Source organism: Oscillochloris sp. ZM17-4 (assembly GCF_019599295.1).
Taxonomy (GTDB): domain Bacteria; phylum Chloroflexota; class Chloroflexia; order Chloroflexales; family Chloroflexaceae; genus Oscillochloris.
Map to the genome: position 1 here is coordinate 74,494 of NZ_JAIEWN010000002.1, position 18,175 is coordinate 92,668.

The 18,175-nt window shown below is 69.0% G+C and carries 14 protein-coding genes; 3 read left to right on the forward strand and 11 right to left on the reverse strand.

What is annotated here, in order from left to right; all coding sequences use genetic code 11:
* The 10 genes from glpA to K2Z83_RS02285 form a co-directional block, all read right to left on the reverse strand.
* On the reverse strand, window positions 1-1,481 hold a 1,481-nt coding region (gene glpA, locus K2Z83_RS02240), incomplete at its 3' end, for an anaerobic glycerol-3-phosphate dehydrogenase subunit GlpA (RefSeq protein WP_220593564.1).
* Window positions 1,482-1,572: 91 nt separating this feature from the next.
* On the reverse strand, window positions 1,573-3,069 hold the full coding sequence (gene glpK / locus K2Z83_RS02245) for a glycerol kinase GlpK (RefSeq protein ID WP_220593565.1): 1,497 nt from the start codon (window positions 3,067-3,069) through the stop codon (window positions 1,573-1,575).
* A gap of 114 nt (window positions 3,070-3,183) precedes the next feature.
* Window positions 3,184-3,822: a dihydroxyacetone kinase subunit DhaL gene (gene dhaL / locus K2Z83_RS02250; protein WP_220593566.1), complete on the reverse strand. Its 639-nt coding sequence runs from the start codon at window positions 3,820-3,822 to the stop codon at window positions 3,184-3,186.
* Between the two features lie 56 nt (window positions 3,823-3,878).
* On the reverse strand, window positions 3,879-4,880 hold the full coding sequence (gene dhaK, locus K2Z83_RS02255; protein ID WP_220593567.1) for a dihydroxyacetone kinase subunit DhaK: 1,002 nt from the start codon (window positions 4,878-4,880) through the stop codon (window positions 3,879-3,881).
* A gap of 30 nt (window positions 4,881-4,910) precedes the next feature.
* Window positions 4,911-5,642 carry an MIP/aquaporin family protein gene (locus tag K2Z83_RS02260; protein WP_220593568.1) on the reverse strand — a complete coding sequence of 244 codons (732 nt, stop codon included), beginning with the start codon at window positions 5,640-5,642 and terminating at the stop codon, window positions 4,911-4,913.
* A gap of 798 nt (window positions 5,643-6,440) precedes the next feature.
* Window positions 6,441-8,342, reverse strand: a complete 1,902-nt coding sequence (locus K2Z83_RS02265) for a sigma-54-dependent Fis family transcriptional regulator (protein ID WP_220593569.1) — start codon at window positions 8,340-8,342, stop codon at window positions 6,441-6,443.
* Window positions 8,343-9,527 (reverse strand): acyl-CoA dehydrogenase family protein, encoded by a 1,185-nt coding sequence (locus K2Z83_RS02270; RefSeq protein WP_220593570.1) that lies wholly within the window; start codon window positions 9,525-9,527, stop codon window positions 8,343-8,345. It abuts the gene before it with no gap.
* 111 nt (window positions 9,528-9,638) lie between these two features.
* On the reverse strand, window positions 9,639-10,709 hold the full coding sequence (locus tag K2Z83_RS02275; protein ID WP_220593768.1) for an agmatine/peptidylarginine deiminase: 1,071 nt from the start codon (window positions 10,707-10,709) through the stop codon (window positions 9,639-9,641).
* Between the two features lie 66 nt (window positions 10,710-10,775).
* Window positions 10,776-11,666 carry a carbon-nitrogen hydrolase gene (locus K2Z83_RS02280; RefSeq protein WP_220593571.1) on the reverse strand — a complete coding sequence of 297 codons (891 nt, stop codon included), beginning with the start codon at window positions 11,664-11,666 and terminating at the stop codon, window positions 10,776-10,778.
* Window positions 11,663-12,115, reverse strand: a complete 453-nt coding sequence (locus tag K2Z83_RS02285; protein WP_220593572.1) for a gamma-glutamylcyclotransferase family protein — start codon at window positions 12,113-12,115, stop codon at window positions 11,663-11,665. The genes K2Z83_RS02280 and K2Z83_RS02285 overlap by 4 nt, the downstream gene beginning before the upstream one ends.
* A 129-nt stretch (window positions 12,116-12,244) precedes the next feature.
* Here K2Z83_RS02285 and K2Z83_RS02290 point away from each other — a divergent pair, with 129 nt between their 5' ends.
* The 3 genes from K2Z83_RS02290 to K2Z83_RS02300 all read left to right on the forward strand — a co-directional run bounded on the left by K2Z83_RS02290 (window position 12,245) and on the right by K2Z83_RS02300 (window position 14,895).
* Window positions 12,245-13,177: a TIGR03560 family F420-dependent LLM class oxidoreductase gene (locus K2Z83_RS02290; protein WP_220593573.1), complete on the forward strand. Its 933-nt coding sequence runs from the start codon at window positions 12,245-12,247 to the stop codon at window positions 13,175-13,177.
* 107 nt (window positions 13,178-13,284) lie between these two features.
* Window positions 13,285-13,932, forward strand: a complete 648-nt coding sequence (gene fsa, locus K2Z83_RS02295) for a fructose-6-phosphate aldolase (RefSeq protein ID WP_220593574.1) — start codon at window positions 13,285-13,287, stop codon at window positions 13,930-13,932.
* 33 nt (window positions 13,933-13,965) lie between these two features.
* Window positions 13,966-14,895: a uridine kinase gene (locus K2Z83_RS02300; protein WP_220593575.1), complete on the forward strand. Its 930-nt coding sequence runs from the start codon at window positions 13,966-13,968 to the stop codon at window positions 14,893-14,895.
* A gap of 166 nt (window positions 14,896-15,061) precedes the next feature.
* Here K2Z83_RS02300 and K2Z83_RS02305 read toward each other — a convergent pair whose 3' ends face one another.
* Complete coding sequence (locus K2Z83_RS02305) at window positions 15,062-17,902, reverse strand: VWA domain-containing protein (protein ID WP_220593576.1); 2,841 nt, start codon at window positions 17,900-17,902, stop codon at window positions 15,062-15,064.
* Window positions 17,903-18,175 lie beyond the last annotated feature (273 nt).

The window sequence follows — 18,175 nt, forward strand, 5'->3', positions numbered from 1 at the left end:
GCGGCGTTGGAATGGTGAATGGTGAATGGTGAATGGTGAATGGCGTCGGCCTGGGCTGTGCGCTGCTCGTAGAGCATGGCTGTGGTGCGATAGATGCACCAGCCGCCCTGGCACGGCCCCATGCCCATGCGCACGTCGCGGCGCACATCGTCGAGGTTCTTGGCCCCGCTGTCGATCGCGGCCTGCATCCTGGCCCGCGTCACCAGCTCGCACTCGCAGATCAGGTCGCCGTAGGCGTGCTCCTGCTCGACGGCGGCCAGATGCTTGCCCAGCCAGTAGAGCGAGGGCGCGCCCGCCTCGGCGTGGTTCCGGCTGCGGTGCTCGAAGTCTGGCGCGGGCATGACCTCGTCGGCGGTGCGGCAGGGCTGGGTGTTGCCCATGCGGCGTGCGATCTCGTCCACCGCGTCTTTCGCCATCAGCCGGTAGGTCGTCCACTTGCCGCCGACGATCGAGATGATCCCGCCCACCCCGTCGCGCTGTGCGTGGTCAAGCAGCTTGTAGGTGCGGCTGATGTCGCGGTCGTTGGCCACGTCCTGGTCTTTGTAGAGCGGGCGGACGCCGGCCCAGGCCCGCAGGGCGCGGTGCTGCTTGAAGCCGGGCACCAGCTTCTCGCCCTCGTCGAGCATCATCTGGACCTCCTCGGCCTCGATCCCGTAGACATCCGGGTCGGGCACGTGGATGTCGGTGGTGCCGATCACCGCGACGGTGTGGATGGGCACGATGATGTCGCCGTCGGCGGGCAGCTTGCAGCGGTTGATGACGGTGTTCACCATGCGGTGGTTCATGGCGACCATAGTGCCCTTGCCGGGGACGACCGTGACCTTGACGCCGGCCATGGCGGCGATCTTGCCGGCCCAAGCCCCGGCGGCGTTGAGCACGAAGGCGCATGCGATGCGCTTCTGCTCGCCCGTGCGCAGGTCCTCGACCGTCGCGCCGACCACCGCGTCGCCCTCGCGGGTCAGGCCGACCACGCTGTGGTAGGTGAGGATCTGGGCGCCGTGCTCGCGGGCCGAGAGCGCGTTGGTGTGGGCGGCCAGGAAGGAGTCGGCCGATCCGTCGTGGACCTCGAAGACCCGCGAGATCTGCGGGTTGAGGGCCGGCTCGCGGCGCAGCATCTCGGCCACCGTGATCTCTTGGACGGGCACCTCGGTCTTGCGGCAGTTGGCCGCGAAGACATCGCCGTAGTCCGGGTCGTCCCAGGGGGTGATCACGAAGAAGCCCGAGGTATCCTCGATGCTGCTGGGCATGATCCGGCGCAGGATGGCGTTCTCGTGGGCGCACTCCGTGGCCGACTGCGGGTCCTTGGTGACATAGCGGCCGCCGGAGTGGAGCAGGCCGTGGTAGCGCCCGGTGGTGCCGTGGGTCAGGTCGCCCTTCTCCACCAGGACGGCGCGGATGCCGCGCATGGCGAGGTCGCGCACGCAGCCGAGGCCGGTGGCCCCGCCGCCGATCACCAGGACATCGGTCTGAAGTGTCTTCATAGGGACTCCCGTTGGGGCGCAGCAGCCCTGGATTTCTACCCACCTGCGAGTCTACAGCTGCTGCTGCGCCCTTACGTCATCGCCTACCGATCTACTCCGCCCAGTCGAAGGTGCGGGTGACGGCCTTCTTCCAGCCGGCGAAGAGCGCGGCCCGCTGGTCGTCGCCCATCTGCGGCTCCCAGCGCTTGTCCATGCCCCAGTTAGCCACCATCTCGTCGGTGTTCTTCCAGTAGCCGACGGCCAGCCCGGCGGCGTAGGCCGCGCCGAGGGCCGTCGTCTCGGCCACCTTCGGGCGCACCACCGGCACGCCGAGGATGTCGGACTGGAACTGCATGAGCGTGTCGTTGTAGACCATGCCGCCGTCCACCTTGAGCTCGGTCAGGGTCACGCCGGAGTCCTGCTCCATCGCCTCCAGAACCTCGCGGGTCTGGTAGGCAGTGGCCTCCAGGGCGGCGCGGGCGATGTGGCCGCGGTTGATGTAGCGGGTCATGCCGACCATAACGCCGCGGGCGTCGGAGCGCCAGTAGGGGGCGAAGAGGCCGGAGAAGGCCGGCACGATGTACATGCCGCCGTTGTCCTCGACGGTGCGGGCCAGGTCCTCGACCTCGGGGGCGCTGGCGATCATCTTGAGGTTATCGCGCAGCCACTGCACCAGCGAGCCGGTGACGGCGATCGAGCCCTCCAGCGCCCAGACCGTCGGCTCCTTGCCGAAGCGATAGGCCGGGGTTGTGAGCAGGCCGTTCTTGGAGTGGACGAGCTTCGTGCTGGTGTTCATCAGCATGAAGTTGCCGGTGCCGTAGGTGTTCTTGGCCTCGCCGGCCTTGAAGCAGGCCTGGCCCACCGTGGCGGCCTGCTGGTCGCCGAGGATGCCGGCCAGGGGCACGCCCTGGAGCACGCCGCGGCACTCGCCGTAGACATCGCTGGAGGAGCGGATGGTCGGCAGCATGGAGCGCGGCACGCCCATGATGCCCATGATCTCCTCGTCCCAGTCCATCGTCTCCATATTCATGAGCATGGTGCGCGAGGCGTTGGAGACATCGGTGATGTGGATGCCGCCATCGATGCCGCCGGTGAGGTTCCAGGCCAGCCAGGTGTCCATGTTGCCGAAGGCCAGCTCGCCGGCCTCGGCGGCGGCGCGGGCGCCCTCGACATTGTCGAGGATCCAGCGGATCTTCGGGCCGGAGAAGTAGGTGGCCAGGGGCAGGCCGACCTTGGCGCGAAAGCGGTTCTGCCCGCCGTCCTTGGCGAACATGTTCACCAGCTGGTCGGTGCGGGTGTCCTGCCAGACGATCGCGTTATAGACCGGCTTGCCAGTCTTGCGGTTCCAGACCAGGGCCGTCTCGCGCTGGTTGGTGATCCCGACGGCGGCCAGGTCGCTCGGCGTCGCGTTGGCCTTGGTCAGCGCGCCCATGATGACGCCCTGGGTGCGCTGCCAGATCTCATCGGCGTTATGCTCGACCCAGCCCGGCTTGGGGAAGATCTGCTCGTGCTCGCGCTGGTCCACCGACACCACCTTGCCGTCATGGGTGAAGATCATGCAGCGGGTGCTGGTGGTGCCCTGGTCGATCGCAGCGACATACTTTGTCATTGGAAGACTCCTTTGTCTGAGATATAGAACCTTGATCGCTGTGTTGGGGCGCAGCAGCAGCTGAACCCTGTGATGTAGTGCAGCCTTAGCGCTGCTGCGCCCTTACAGCGATACCTATACGATTCCCTCCGCCACCTCAAGCATGGCCTTCGCCATGAGGAAGGCCGAGGTGGCGCCGGGGTCCTGGTGGCCGATCGAGCGCTCGCCGAGGTAGGAGGCGCGGCCCTTGGTGGCCAGCATCGGTATGGTGGCCTGCATGCCGGCCTCGCAGGCGGCCAGGCCGATGCGCATCGCGCTCACGAGATCCTCGCCGGCGGCGTTGGCCTCTTTGAGCGCGTCGATCCCCGGCCCGATCGCGTCGATCATCGTCTTCTCGCCGCGGGTGGACTTCCCGCGGGCCTGGATGCCCTCCAGGGCCGCCTCCAGGGCGGCGATCAGATCGGCCGGCCCGAGCTCGAAGCGGTCGCCGGTGGCCATGCCGGCCCGCAGGAAGGCGGTGCCGTAGAGCGGCCCGCTGGCCCCGCCGACGGTTGACACGAGCGTGGTGCCGACCGTCTTGAGGATCGCGCCGATGTCCTTGTCGGCCACGCCGGGCAGCTTGGTGAGCACCGTCGTGAAGCCCCGGTCGAGGTTGACCCCGTGGTCGGAGTCGCCGATGGCCGAGTCGAGCTGGGTGAGGTAGTCGCGCTGCTCCTTCACGGTCGCGGCGACCCGCTCGATGAATGTGATCACGTGTTCGGCGGTGATGTGCATGGTTGCCTCCGGCGGGTGGGTTTCAGGGAGGGCTTGCCCTCCCTGGCCCTCCCAGGTTACACGCCCCAGCGCAGCGCCGGTGTGTGGACGGGCGCGTCCCAGAGCTTGGTCAGCTCATCGTCCAGCTTGAGCAGGGTGAAGGAGCAGCCGGCCATGTCGAGCGAGGTGATGTAGCTGCCGACGAGGTTGCGGCTGATGGTGATGCCCTTGGCCGTGAGGATGCTGTTGAGCTCGTTGTACATCAGGTAGAGCTCGACCAGCGGCGTGCCGCCCATGCCATTGACGAAGGCCAGGACGTGGTCGCCGCTCTCGAAGGGCAGATCCTCCAGGATGGGCGTCGCCAGCATCTCGGCGATCTCGGCGGCGCTGGCCAGCTTGACCCGGCGGCGGCCGGGCTCGCCGTGGATGCCGACGCCGATCTCCATCTCGTCGTCGGGCAGCTCGAAGCTGGGCTTGCCGGCGTGCGGCACCGTGCAGCTGGTGAGCGCCATGCCCATGCTGCGGCCCTGGGCGTTCACCTTCTCGGCGATCCGCTTGACCTCGGCCAGGTCGGCGCCGGCCTGGGCGGCCGCGCCGACGATCTTCTCTAGCAGCACCGTCACGCCCACGCCGCGGCGGCCGGCGGTGTAGAGGCTATCCTTCACCGCGACATCGTCGTTGGTGACGATGGCGGCGACCTCGATGCCCTCGGCGGCGGCCATCTCGGCGGCCATCTCGAAGTTCATCACGTCGCCGGTGTAGTTCTTGACGATGTGCAGCACGCCCTTGCCGCCGTCCACGGCCTTGGTCGCGGCCAGCATCTGGTCGGGGACGGGCGAGGTGAACATGGCGCCGGGGCAGGCCGCGTCGAGCATGCCCATGCCGACAAACCCGCCGTGCATGGGCTCGTGGCCGCTGCCGCCGCCCGAGATGACCCCGACCTTGCCTTTGACCGGGCCGTCGGCGCGCACGATAATGTCAGGGTCATAGGACACCGTGATCAGGTCGGGGTGGGCCGCGGCCATGCCGGCCAGGGCCTCCTTAACCACATTGTCTGGCGAGTTGATCAGCTTCTTCACTGAGTCTCTCCTTACGTCGTTGTGTGGGGGCTACATGCCGACGGCGTTTGCCAGCAGGGCGGCGACCACGCCGCCGATGATCGGGCCGACGACCGGAACCCACGAGTAGGCCCAGTCCGAGTCGCCCTTGCCGGGGATGGGCAGGATGGCGTGCATAATGCGCGGGCCGAGGTCGCGGGCGGGGTTGATCGCGTATCCGGTCGGGCCGCCGAGGCTCATGCCGATGCTCCAGACCAGCATGGCCACCATGTAGGGGCCGACGCCGGAGGCCGGGCTGCCGGCGGTGGCGCCGTTGGCGCTGAAGATCGCGAAGATCACAAACAGCAGCACGAAGGTGCCGACCGCCTCAGTGACCACGTTCCAGAGCGGGTTGCGGATGGCCGGGCCGGTGCTGAAGCAGGCCAGCTTGAGGCCGGGGTCCTTCGTCACCGCCCAGTGCTGGTAGTAGGTCAGCCAGACCAGGATCGCGCCGATGAATGCGCCGATGAACTGGCCGGCGATCTGGATCATGGCGATGCCGAAGTCGCCGCCGGGCCGCAGGGCGGCGGCGATCGAGACAGCCGGGTTCAGGGCGGCGGGCGGGCTGCCGGTGGCGGCCGACACGAAGACGCCGCACATCACGGCCAGACCCCACCCGGCGGTGATCACGACCCAGCCGGCGTTGTTTGACTTCGACTGATTGAGCAGCACGCCGGCGACGACGCCGTTGCCGAGCAGAACCAGGATCATCGTGCCGAGCATTTCACCGAGAAACGGTCCCATGAGAGTCCTCCTCACGATCCACAGACGCGGTAGACAGGATTAGGCGTATCGTCCTTGATAGCGTTCGGGCTGCTGAGGGCTCACCGCGCGGCGTGGCGCGGCTCGCAGCTCCGGCGTGGCATCCCTCTGTCTGTTCCTGCTCTCGTCTTCAGGCAACATGCGGCGGTGCGCGTTGCCGTCTCACCCCCTTTCGGGCACGCGTGATCAGGGCGGGCCGCCGTGGAGCGGCGGCGCCAGGACGCACTATCAGAGAACTCCGTACGGAGGCGAAATGCCTTTGGTACGAGCCGATGAAGCAAAAAAAGCTGCGGGCGGTCGTGGGTTGCCTCCAGTGCCCCGTGGAGTGCCCCTCGTCATTGAGCAGACTGGTTACACTGGTTCAGAGAAGATGTGTATGGACATCACACCCGGCGCACACCAAAGGATTCACGTGCGGCAGTGCACGTGTGGCGAGAATGTTGTGGATTGGTTTATGCGGGTGACGTGTGTATGATAGCAGACTGTTTACGCTTGCGTCAAGGGCTAACGGGCGGCAAGAATTATCAAAAATGTTTCAGAATTGCGACATTATATTTCATAGTTGTTTCACCCCGGCCCCACACCCGCCCAGCTGCACAGCCCATGCCCGCGCATTGCGTGGGGGGGCGCTCCTATGCGCATCAACGTCAGGGCTGCCGCCCTAAAAACCGGTGTTGTTTTGTCCAACATGGCCAGCGAAGCTGGCCATGTTGGACAAAACAACAAGAAATTCCGGGGAGCCCGTGGCTTACCACGATGCGTATGGGTGCGCACTCGCCCCTACGGCGTATGGGGCGAAGGCCAGAAGTCGGCCTTGGAGATCCCATAGCGGCCCATCTTGCGCCAGAGGGTGGCCCGGCTGATGCCGAGCAGCTCGGCGGTGCGCCCGAGGTGTCCGGCGGTCTGGTGGCCGGCGCGCAGGATGGCCTCGCGCTCGCTGAGCCGGTTGCTGTCGTTGAGGCTGGGGCTCTCCGGGGTCTCGATCGGCGCGGCGACATGCACGATGGCCGGGGGCAGATCCTCCAGGCCGATCACGCTCTTCTCGCTGCTATGGAGCACGCGCTCGATCGTCAGCTCCAGCTCGCGCACATTGCCGGGCCAGGGGTAGGCGCGCATGGCCTGGAGCGCGTCGGGGGCGAAGGCCACCTGGCGGCCGAGGCGGTCGCTCAGCAGCAGCAGCAGGTGGTTGATCAGCAGCAGCAGGTCGTCGCCGCGGGCGCGCAGGGGCGGGATCTCGACGCTGAAGGCGCTCAGGCGGGCGGCCAGGTCGGCGCGGAAGCGGCCCTCCTGGGTCAGGCGCTCTAGGTCGGCGTCGGTAGTGATGATCCGCACATCGATCGGCAGGGGCTGCGCTCCGCCGGTGCGGATGATTCGCTTCATCTCGATCGCGCGGAGCAGGCCGGTCTGGAGCTCGGACGGCAGGACGCCGACCTCCTCCAGGTAGAGCAGGCCGCCGTAGGCCAGCTCAAGCTTCCCTGGCCTTCCGGGCCGGTCGCCCGGGCGCGGCCCGCCCTCAACGCCGAACAGCTCGCTGGCGAGCACAGTGCGCGGCACGGCGGCGCAGTTCAGGCGCACAAATGGCCCGCGGGCGCGGCTGCTGGCGTTGTGGATGGCCTGGGCGAAGATCTCCTTGCCCACCCCCGGCTCGCCGTGGAGCATCACCGCGCCGCCGCCCCCGGCGGCCATGTGGGCGTGGTGGAGCGCCTGGAGCATGGCCGGGCACTGGCCGATGATATCGTGGAAGGTGAACTGGGCCTGGGCGCCGACCACCCGCTGCACAAGCTGGTGGACGCTCTGGGCGGGCCGGATGGTGATCAGGGCGCCGAGGTAGCGTCGCTCGTGGTTCCAGACAGGGCGCACGCTGCCGAGGGCGGCCAGGGCGGCGCGGCGCACCTGCCAGCGCAGCTCCTGATCGACCAGCTCTATGCGGTCATGGATCGCCTGGCGCACGATCTCGGGCATCGCCAGGGCCTGCGCGAAGGGGCGGCCCGCCACCGCGCGCGCGCCGACGCCGAGCATCTCGGCGGCCCGGCTGTTGATGCGGCGGATCTCGTTGCCCGGCCCGATGAAGATCAGCCCCTCGCTCATTGTCTCCAGGGCGGCGTAGAGCTCGGCCAGCTGGTCGTTGGCGTCGGCCAGCAGCGTGTCGGCCCGCAGCTGGTTGTGCAGGGCCTGGGCGGTGGCGATCGCCAGGCCGAGGGTGTGTCGGTGGGCGCCCTCGGCGTCGGTGATGATCGCCAGGGCGCCCAGGGGCTGGCCGTCCACCGCAAAGATCGGCGCGGCGGCGATGGCCAGGGGCCGCAGCTGGGCGCTGAAGTGCGCGACGCCGACGGTCTGGATGGGCAGGGCCTCGCGCAGGGCCAGATCCACCGCGTTGCTGCCGGCCCGCTCCTCGCTCAGATCGGCCGGCGGGCACAGGCCGCAGCTGCGGGCGAGCGCTACGACGGCCGGGTCGCCCTCCAGGTGCAGGGCCACCGCCTGGGCGTCGGCGAGGGCGATGGCGAAGCCCGGCCCCTCGATCAGCTGGTAGACATCCTCGATCGACGAGCGGGCCAGATCAAGCAGCCGCAGGGCCGGGCCACCGGGGGCGGCGGCGGGCGCCGGCCCGTCCTCGGGGCGCTGGCCGCGGGCCACGCAGCGCTGCCAGGATCGCTGGATCGGTGGGGCGTGGTGGGTGTGCATTTACACAAAGGCCTGAAGGCCGGTGATCTCGCGGCCCACCACGAGCGCGTTGATCTCGTTGGTGCCCTCGTAGGTGTAGACGGCCTCCATGTCGGCGAAGTGGCGGGCCATATGGTTCTCGAGCAGGATGCCGTTGCCGCCCATCAGCTCGCGGCCGAGGGCCACCACCTGGCGCGCCTTGGCCGCGCAGGTCTGCTTGGCCAGCGAGGCCATGCCCTCCGTCACCTGGCTGGCGTCCTCGTCGAGCAGCCTCGTCACCCGCCAGGCCAGCAGCTGGATGGCGGTCAGCTCGCCGAGCATCTGCACAAGCTTCTGCTGGACGAGCTGGAAGGCGGCGATCGGCCGGCCGAACTGCTCGCGCTGGAGAGCGTAGGCGCGGGCGATGTCGAAGGCGGCCTGGGCGTGGCCGACGCCCTCCCACGCCACGCCGAAGCGGGTGGCCTTGAGCACCTGGGCGGTGTCGCGGAAGGAGCGGGCCAGGGGCAGGCGGTTGGCCTCGGGCACCTCGCAGTTGGTCAGGGTGATCTCGGCGTTCAGCAGGGCGCGCTTGGCGATCTTGCCGCCGATCACCGTCGCCGCGTAGCCGGGCGTGCCCTGCTCCACCAGGAATCCTCCGACCTTGCCGGTCTCCTCGTCCTGGGCCCAGATCACGATCACGTCGGCGAAGCTGGCGTTGCCGATCCAGCGCTTGGCCCCGTTGAGCAGGTAGGTGTCGCCCACCCGCCGCGCCGTGGTGCGGATGTGGGCGGCGTCGGAGCCGACGTAGGGCTCGGTCAGGCCGAAGGCGCCGATCTTCTCCAGGCGGGCCATCGCCGGCAGCCAGCGCTGCTTCTGCTCCTCGGAGCCGAGTCGGTAGATCGATCCCATGGCCAGGCCGCTCGTCACGCCCAGGAAGGTCTCGATGCTGCCGTCCCCGCGCGAGAGCTCCATCGCCGCGACGCCGACGGCCATGTGCGAGAGGCCGGGGCAGCCGTAGCCCTGGATCGTCCCGCCGGCCAGTCCCAGCGTCGCCAGCCTCGGGATCAGCTCGAAGGGGAACTCGCCGCGCTCCCAGTAGCCGTTGATGATCGGCACGACCTCCTCGTCGCAGAAGGCGCGCACGCGATCCCGCACGTCGCGCTCCTCCGGGCTGATCATGGCGTCGAGGTGGTAGAAGTCCAGGCTGCGGTCGGCTGCAATCGTCATTGATTTGACTCCTGTGTATTACGCAGTGCGTTATAAGTACAGGATATCACATATCCGCAGATGTGTGGGAGGGGATTTCAGGGGAGGCCTGCCTCCCCTGGCCCCACCGGCTTATACCGCCGGCACCTGCTGGGTCAGACAGTGCCAGGCGCCCAGGCCCCAGATGATATCGGTGCAGTCGATGCCGACCACCCGGCGCTCGGGGAAGCAGGCCTGGATGATCGCGGCGGCCCGCTGGTCGTTGGGGTGGCTGTAGAAGGGCACCAGGACGATGCGGTTGGCGATGTAGAAGTTGGCGTAGCTGGCCGGCAGGCGCTGGCCCTCGTAGACGACCGGCGGCGGCATGGGCAGGCTGAGGATGCGCAGCGGCCGCCCGTCCAGGCCGGTCATCAGCTGGAGCCGGCGCAGGTTCTCCTGGAGGATGGGGTAGTTCTCGTCCTGGGGGTCGTCCTCGACGGCGGTGAGGATGGTGTCGGCGGCCACGAAGCGGCTGATATCGTCGACATGGCCGTCGGTGTCGTCGCCGATAATGCCCTCGCCCAGCCAGAGGATCTTCTGGACGCCGAGGAAGGCGCGCAGGCGGGCCTCGATCTGCTCGCGGCTCAGCTCGGGGTTGCGGTTCGGGTTGAGCAGGCACTGCTCGGAGGTGAGCAGCAGGCCCTGGCCGTTCACATCGATCGAGCCGCCCTCCAGGACCATCTCGCCCTTAAATCGCGGCACATTGAGATACTCGGCCATGCGCGCCGGGATCTGGTTGTCCAGGTCGGAGGGCGGGTACTTGCCGCCCCAGGCGTTGTACTCCCAGTCGGTTGCTGCTAAGGATGAAGGATGAAGGATGAAGGATGAAGGATCTCCTCGCATGCCTTCTTCCTTCACCACAAAGATCGCGCCGTGGTCGCGGCACCAGGCGTCGTTGGTGTAGAAGTCGTGCAGGCGGATGTCGCCGGTCGCCCCGGCCTCCTCCAGGTGGGCGCGGGCGCGGGCGGCCAGGTCATCGTCGCACGCATTGATGTGGACGGTCTCGGATGTGGCCAGGGCGGCGACCATGCGCGCGTAGACGGGCTCGATCTGCTCGAACTTACCCGGCCAGCTGCTCTCTTTGTGCGGCCAGGAGAGCCAGGTTGCCTGGTGCGGCTCCCACTCGGCGGGCATGCGGTAGCCTAATTGTGCGGGCGTCGCCATGATGATATGTTCCCCGTAGGGGCGCAGCAGCACGGTGTCGCAAAGCGACACCGTGCTGCTGCGCCCTTACATGTCGTCGATATACCTTTTGGTGATCTCGCCATACGCGTCGATCCGCCGGTCGCGCAGGAAGGGCCAGTGGGTGCGCTGGACATCGAGGCGGGCCAGGTCGACCGGCGCCACGAGGATGGCGGCATGATCGACGGGGGCCTTGGCGAGGATGGTGCCGCTGGGGTCGCTGAGGAAGCTCTGGCCCCAGAACTCGATCCCGCCGGCCGGGTCGCCCTCGTGGCCGGTGCGGTTGACGCTGACCACATAGCAGCCGTTGGCCACGCCGTGGGAGCGCTGGATGGTCTCCCAGCTCTGGTGCTGGGCCAGCCCGTACTCGGCCTTCTCGGCGGGGTGCCAGCCGATCGCGGTCGGGTAGAAGAGCAGGTCGGCGCCGCGCAGGGCGGTGAGCCGGGCCGCCTCTGGGTACCATTGGTCCCAGCAGATCAGCACGCCGACCCGGCCGAAGCGGGTGGGGAAGACCTTGAAGCCGAGGTCTCCTGGGGTGAAGTAGAACTTCTCGTAGAAGAGCGGGTCGTCGGGGATGTGCATTTTGCGATACTTGCCGAGGTAGCTGCCGTCGGCGTCGATCACGGCGGCGGTGTTGTGGTAGAGGCCCTCGGCGCGCTTCTCGAAGAGGCTGGCGATGATCACCACGCCCAGCTCGCGGGCCAGGGCGCAGAGGATCTCGGTGCTGGGGCCGGGCACCGGCTCGGCCAGGGCGAAGTTGACGTGCTCCTCGCTCTGGCAGAAGTAGCGTGAGCGGAACAGCTCGGGCAGGCAGATGATCTGGGCGCCCTGGGCGGCGGCGGCCCGCACGGCGGCCATCGCCGAGGCCATGTTTGCCGCGGGGGCGTCGTCCATGGCGAGCTGGACGAGGCCAATGTTGACGATACGGGGTGCGCTCATTGTCGGCTCCAGTAGGTGTTGCTCTCCGGGTCGCCCAGCCAGTTCCCGCCCTCCACCTTGCGCAGCTCGCCGGCGCGGATGTGGTCTAGGGCCTCGGCGCCGGCCACGTAGAGCCATGCCGGGCGCTGCCCGCCGGCGGTCTCCACCATCACCAGCAGTCGCTCGTACATGTTGGCCGCGCCGTCCTCGGCGTAGCCCTCCAGCGAGTCGAGCTGGGCCATCACGGCGGCGTAGTCCGCGTCGGCCACGCTGATCAGCGCGCCGATCACCCGCTCGTCGGGCGCGGCGAGGCCGGGCTCGCGCACCATGTAGGGGTAGGGGCCGGCGGTGTAGAGGGCCGCGCCGGCGAGGCTGGCCGGCTCCTCGCCGACGGTGTGGCCGGCCAGAAAGCGTGCGTAGTTCGGCTCGCCCGGCTTGAGCGTGCCGTAGACGAAGAATGGGTGGTTCATAGTTAGGGTACAGGGTACAGGGTACAGGGTACAGGGTACAGGGTACAGGGTACAGGGTACAGGGTACAGGGTGCGGGCAACGGACAACAAGGTATACTATAGCAGTATTCTACCAGGGGGAGGCTATTGATGGATGTTGCGCTGATGATCGAAGGCCAGAACGGCCTGACTTGGCCGCGCTGGCAGCGGCTGGCCCAGGCGGCCGAGGGCCTGGGCTTCGCCGGGCTGTACCGCTCGGACCACTATACGAACGCCGGCCCGCCCGACCGCGAGTCGCTGGAGCTGTGGCTCTCGCTGACCTGGCTGGCCAGCCACACCAGCCGGATCGCCTTCGGCCCGATCGTCTCGCCGGTCTCGTTCCGCCACCCGGCGATGACGGCGCGCTACGCGGCGGGGGTGGACGACCTCGCGGGCGGGCGGCTGCAGCTGGGCCTGGGCGCGGGCTGGCAGGAGCGCGAGCACACCAACTTCGGCATGGACCTGCTGGAGGTCGGCCCGCGCTTCGCCCGCTTCACCGAGGGGCTGGAGGTGATCACGCGCCTGCTGAAGAGCGACGAGCCGGTGAGCTTCGCCGGTGAGTACTATCAGCTGCGCGAGGCCATCCTGCTGCCTCGCCCGCAGCGCCCGGGCGGGCCGCCGATCATCATCGGCGGGAACGGCCCCAGGCGCACGCTGCCCCTGGTGGCGCAGTACGCCGATGAGTGGAACGCCGTCTTCATCCCGCCGGCGCGCTTCGCCGAGCTGAGCGCGCAGCTCGACGCGCTGCTGTCCGCCCGCGGGCGGGCGCCCGCGTCGCTGCGCCGATCGCTGATGACCGGATCGGCCTTCGGCCGCGACGAGGCCGAGGTCGCGGCCCAGCTGGCCGGGCGCGACCGGGCCGACCTCGTCGGGCGCGGGGTGCTGGTGGGCACGGCGGGCGAGGTCGTCGAGCAGCTCGGCCGCATCGCCGAGGCCGGCGTCCAGCGGGTGATGGTGCAGTGGCTGGGGCTGGACGACCTCGATCGGCTCGAGTCCTTCGCCGCCCAGGTGCTGCCGCAGATCGCGCCCGGAGCGCCCGCTTAGTTGAAGACTCATAACAATCAGGCCTCTTTGTCTTCTCCGGACGATCTACCCGATCACTAATGATATAATTTCCATAGCGTTAGCATATAAGTTAAAGGGGCAACACCATGCAGATCTACCTTGACACCGCGAACATTAGCGAGATCCGCGAGGCCGCATCCTGGGGCATCCTCAGCGGCGTGACGACCAACCCGACCCTGATCGCCCGCGAGAAGGGCGCCGACTTCAAGTCGGTGATCGGCGAGATCGCCGAGCTGGTCGATGGCCCGATCAGCGCCGAGGCGGTCTCGCTCGATGGCGAGGGCATGGTCAAGGAGGGCCTGGAGTTCGCCGCCTGGCACCCGAACGTGATCGTGAAGGTGCCCTGCACCACCGAGGGGCTCAAGGCGGTCTACCAGCTGGCCAAGCAGGGCATCCGCACGAACGTCACCCTGATCTTCAACGCCTCCCAGGCCCTGCTGTCCGCCCGCGCCGGAGCCTTTATCGTCAGCCCCTTCGTGGGCCGCGTCGATGACACCGGCGTAGACGGGATGCAGCTCATCCGCGAGATCAGCCAGATCTACAAGGGCGACTCGGAGATCAAGACCAAGATCATCTCCGCCTCGATCCGCCACCCGCGCCACATCATCGACAGCGCCCTCGCCGGGGCCGATATCGCCACCTGCCCCTTCAAGGTGCTCCAGATGTCGATGAGGCACCCGCTGACCGACCGGGGCATCGAGCAGTTCCTCGCCGACTGGAAGGCCCGCGGGTAAATGCGTAGGGGCGCCCCTACGGCGATGTATATAATGAACACGAACCTGCCTCTGATGCTCGGCATCGTCGGCGATGGCGGCACCGGGAAGACGACCCTCGTCCGAGGGGTGGTTCGCATCCTGGGCATTAATGGCGTCACCCCGATCTGCCTCGACGACTACCACCGCTACAACCGCGTCGAGCGGCTGGCCCGCGGGCTGACCGACTCGAACCCCGACGCGAACGACCTCGGCCTGATGGCCGAGCACCTGTTAGCCCTGCGCGCGGGCGGGACGATCCAGAAGCCGGTCTATGACCACCGCAAGGGCGTGCTGCGCCCGTCTGAGCTGGTCGCCGCCACCGGCCTGGTGATCGCCTACGGCATGTTCACCCTCACCCCGCCGGATCTGGCCGACCTCTTCGACCTGACGGTCTACCTTGAGCCGGACGATGACCTGCGCCACAGCTGGCGGTTTCAGCGCGACACGCAAGAGCGCGGCTACGCGGCCGAGCAGGTGCTGGCGCTGCGCCCGGCCAACGATGACGCCGCGCTGCGCTATATCTCGGGGCAGCGCCGCTACGCGGGCCTGGTCGTGCGCTTCCACGTGCCTGAGGGGCAGGACCCCCACGATGTCGATCTGCCGCAGATGGTGGACCTTCTGCTGCGCCACGCGCCCGCCACCGCGCCCCTTGAGCCATTCCTCTCCTTCATTGAGCGGGGCGACCTGCCCCATGCGCAGATCGACCGCGGGATCGTCGATGAGGATGGCCGCGCCAGCGACCGCATCCGGATCGACGCAGCGCTCGACGAGCAGAGCTACGGGGCGCTGCTGGATGTGCTCTGGCCGGCCAGCGCGGGCTTGCCCGAGCTGCCCCTGACGCAGATCGGTGTCCTTGGCGCGGAGCCTTCTCTCAGCCGCAGCCGCAGCCTCGCCCTCGTCCAGGTGATCGTCGCCAGCCTGCTCGCTCGCGCGCCCCGCTAAGCCTCCGGCTCCCCTCGCACGGTGAGGGTGTGGGAGAGCTGCGCTCTCCCACAAAAAAACTGGTTAGCGCGAATAAGCGCTGGGTAAACCTGGGAGCGTCGGTGGCCCCGCTCGCGACTGAAGTCGCAGCGCGTGCGCCCGGCGCGGCTTCGCCGCGCATATGGCCCTACTCCTCGCCGGACGCGCGTCGGCGCGCCCGGTCGCGGGCGGCCTTCAGCCGCTCCAGCGGGTCCTCGGGCGGGGCGGCGGGCGGCGGCGGCGGGGCGTTAGTCGACGGCTGCTGCCTGGGGGTACCGTCAAGCTGCGCGGAGGCGCGGCGCTTGGCGTCGGCCAGCCGGTCGAGCGTGGCGCTCGCGGGAGTCGGCGCGGGCGCGGCGCGGGCGGACTGGCGGGCGGCCCACCAGGCCCCCGCAGCGCCGAAGTCCTCCCGGCGCAGCATCAGACGGCGCAGGGCGATGTCCAGGGGCAGCAGCAGCAGGGCCAGGAGCGCCAGGGGCAGGCCGATCTCGCGGGCCGAGGTCACGCGCATATCCACGTGGGCGAAGGCGTCGGCGGCCGCGCTGATCGTCGCCCCGCCGGTGAGGGCGGCCAGCTCGCCGAGCAGGGCCGGGTTGCCCTGCGATGAGCGGTACTCCGAGGAGTAGGGCACCACCAGCCCTGCCGTCTCCTGGATGAGCGGCCGCTCGCCCTGGGAGCCGCTGATCTGCACCAGGTAGGTGCCGGGCGATGGGTTCTCGACCCGGCCCTGGTAGCTGCTCGGCCCAACCTGGGTCAGCGGCAGATCCTGCCGGCTGCCGTCGCCGCCGATCAGAGTAGCCGTCATCGCCAGGTCCGCCGAGGCGAGGGCGCCCGTATCGACGCTCACCGTCGTCTCGCCGCCGGAGATGGTCACGTCGGTGCTGATCTCCTGGCCGCCGCGCACGGGCAGCACCGACCCGAGGAGCTGCCCGGCGAAGCGCGGGAAGTCCGCCCAGGTCAGCCAGTCCTTCGCCCAGCGCCCGCTGGCGTCGCTCATCCAGGCCGCGCTGTGGCCCAGGCCATACTGCCAGGTGGCCAGGAGCGGCTGGTCATCGTCGGTGGACATCACCAGGCGCGCGGAGTCCTTCAGCGTGCTGCCGTTGAAGCCGTAGAGCTGGGGCGTGCCGCCGATGCCGGCGAGCAGCGGGCTCTGGCCGACGGCGACCGGGGTGAAGGGTCGCTCGATGATATAGTTGCCGACGGTGGTGATCGTCTCCTGGATGAAGATCTGCGGCACGTCGGCCATATCCTGGGCCGGGTAGTAGCGCCCGCCGCCGTCCAGGGCCAGCTGCTCCAGGTAGTCGGCCGATCCGCCGCCGGCCGCCACCACGCTCAGCGTGATCCCCTCGCCGCGCAGGCGCTGGGCGATATCGTTCTGGCTGCCACCGCCGCCCCAGCCGTCGGTGAGCAGGATCATGTGCTTGATGCGCGCGTCCACCCCGACGAGCATCTCCTCGCCCTTGAGCAGGCCGGCCCGCACATTGGTGGCGCCGCGCGGCTCCACGCCAGCCACCGCGCTGATCACCTCGTCCACGGTTGCCCCCTGGGTGACAGCCATCGTCTGGAAGGCCTGCCCGTCGAAGGTCACGACGCCCATGTGGTCCTGTGGGCCGAGCAGGGCCGAGGCCTGGGCGATCGCATCCTTGGCGATGTCCACCTTGCGGCCGCCGGAGGTGTTCATCTGGGCGCTGCCGCGGTCGGGGCTGCTACAGTGGCAGGCGTCCATACTGCCGGACTTATCGATCACGAAGACGATCGCCAGGTCGGGGCGCTCCTCACGGTTGCGCACGTCCATATAGACGGGCATGGCCTCCTCGACCGGGGTGCGGCCGTAGCCGCCCACGCCGAAGCTCGCGTCGCCGCCGATCATGAGCAGGCCCTTGCCGAGGTCGCGCACATAGGATGGGAGGGCGGCCATCGCGCCGACGGGCAGGGAGCGGGCCGGCGTGTTCACCAGGATCACCGCGTCGTAGACGCTCAGGCCGGCCAGGTCGGCCGGGATGGCCTCGGGGGCCAGGGGCTCGGCGAGCACGTTGGTGGCCTTCAGGGCGCTCACCAGAGCGGCCGAGTCCGCGCGGCTCGGCGAGACGACCAGCACCCGCGGCGGCCCCTGCACCTGGATGAGCGCGGAGGCCTCGTTGTTCTGCGCCCGGCCGTCGCGCTCGGGCTGCACCTGGACGCGGTAGCGCTGGAAGCCGGATCCGCTCACCGCCACCTCAAAGGGGACGACGGTGGCACCGGGCTGGAGGTCGATCTGGCGCTCGGCGATCACGCCGGCGTCGCCCACCAGGCGCACCGTGGCCCGCTGGGCGATCGTGCTCTCGATGGTGGCCTTGAGGCTGGCCAGCTGGCCGTCGCGCACGCGGGTGGGGGCCTCAATCTGGCCGACCAGCGCCTCGGCGTCGCCGCTGGGCAGGGCCAGGTCCACGACCGAGATCGGGATGCCACGGGCGGCGGCGAGGCGGGCGGCCTCGATGGCGTGGCCGCTGTTCTCGGCCCCGTCGGAGAGCAGCACCAGGCGCTTCTCCACGTCGCCGGGGAAGAGGGCCAGGCCGAGCTGGATGGCGTCGGCGATGTTCGTGCGGGTGGCCACCGGCACCGAGCTGATCCGGCCGAGGCGGCGGATATCGCTCGGGGCGCGCTCGACCAGGGCGCCGCCGCCGAAGACCACGATCGCCGCCTCGTCGCCCTCAGGCATGCTATCCAGCGCGTCCTGGATGAAGGACTCGGCCTGGGCGCGCAGCGAGGGGGCCAGCGAGTCGCTGCCATCGAGCAGAAAGACGGTGGTGAGCCGGTCGACCGGGAGGACGAGCTGGGCGCCGGCCACGGAGAGCACCAGCGCGAGGGCGATGGCGCTGCGCACCGCCAGCCCGCCCCAGAAGCGCCAGGGGCTCAGGCGGCGCGGCGCCAGCAGGGCCACCGCCCAGATCAGGGCGACCACGCCGAGCAGCCAGAGCATCTCAGGGTAGATGAATGAGAGGCTGGGCATGGGCGCGGCTCCTGGGGGTGTGATGTCTGGAACGCGAAGGGCGTTTGGACCACGAAGGACGCGAACCGGCGCGAAGGACGCGAACGCGAAGGGCACGAACCGGCGCGGGCGGGCGCGAATGCGAAGGGCGGGCGCGGGCGGGCGCGAATGCAGTCATTGTACCCAATCGGTGGGCCGGGGGCAAGGCGCGGTTGAGAAAGGATGGTAACGCATCGCGTTAGGCGAATATGCTTGATGTATCAAATTCTTGATGTATAATAGGCGGTGCCCACC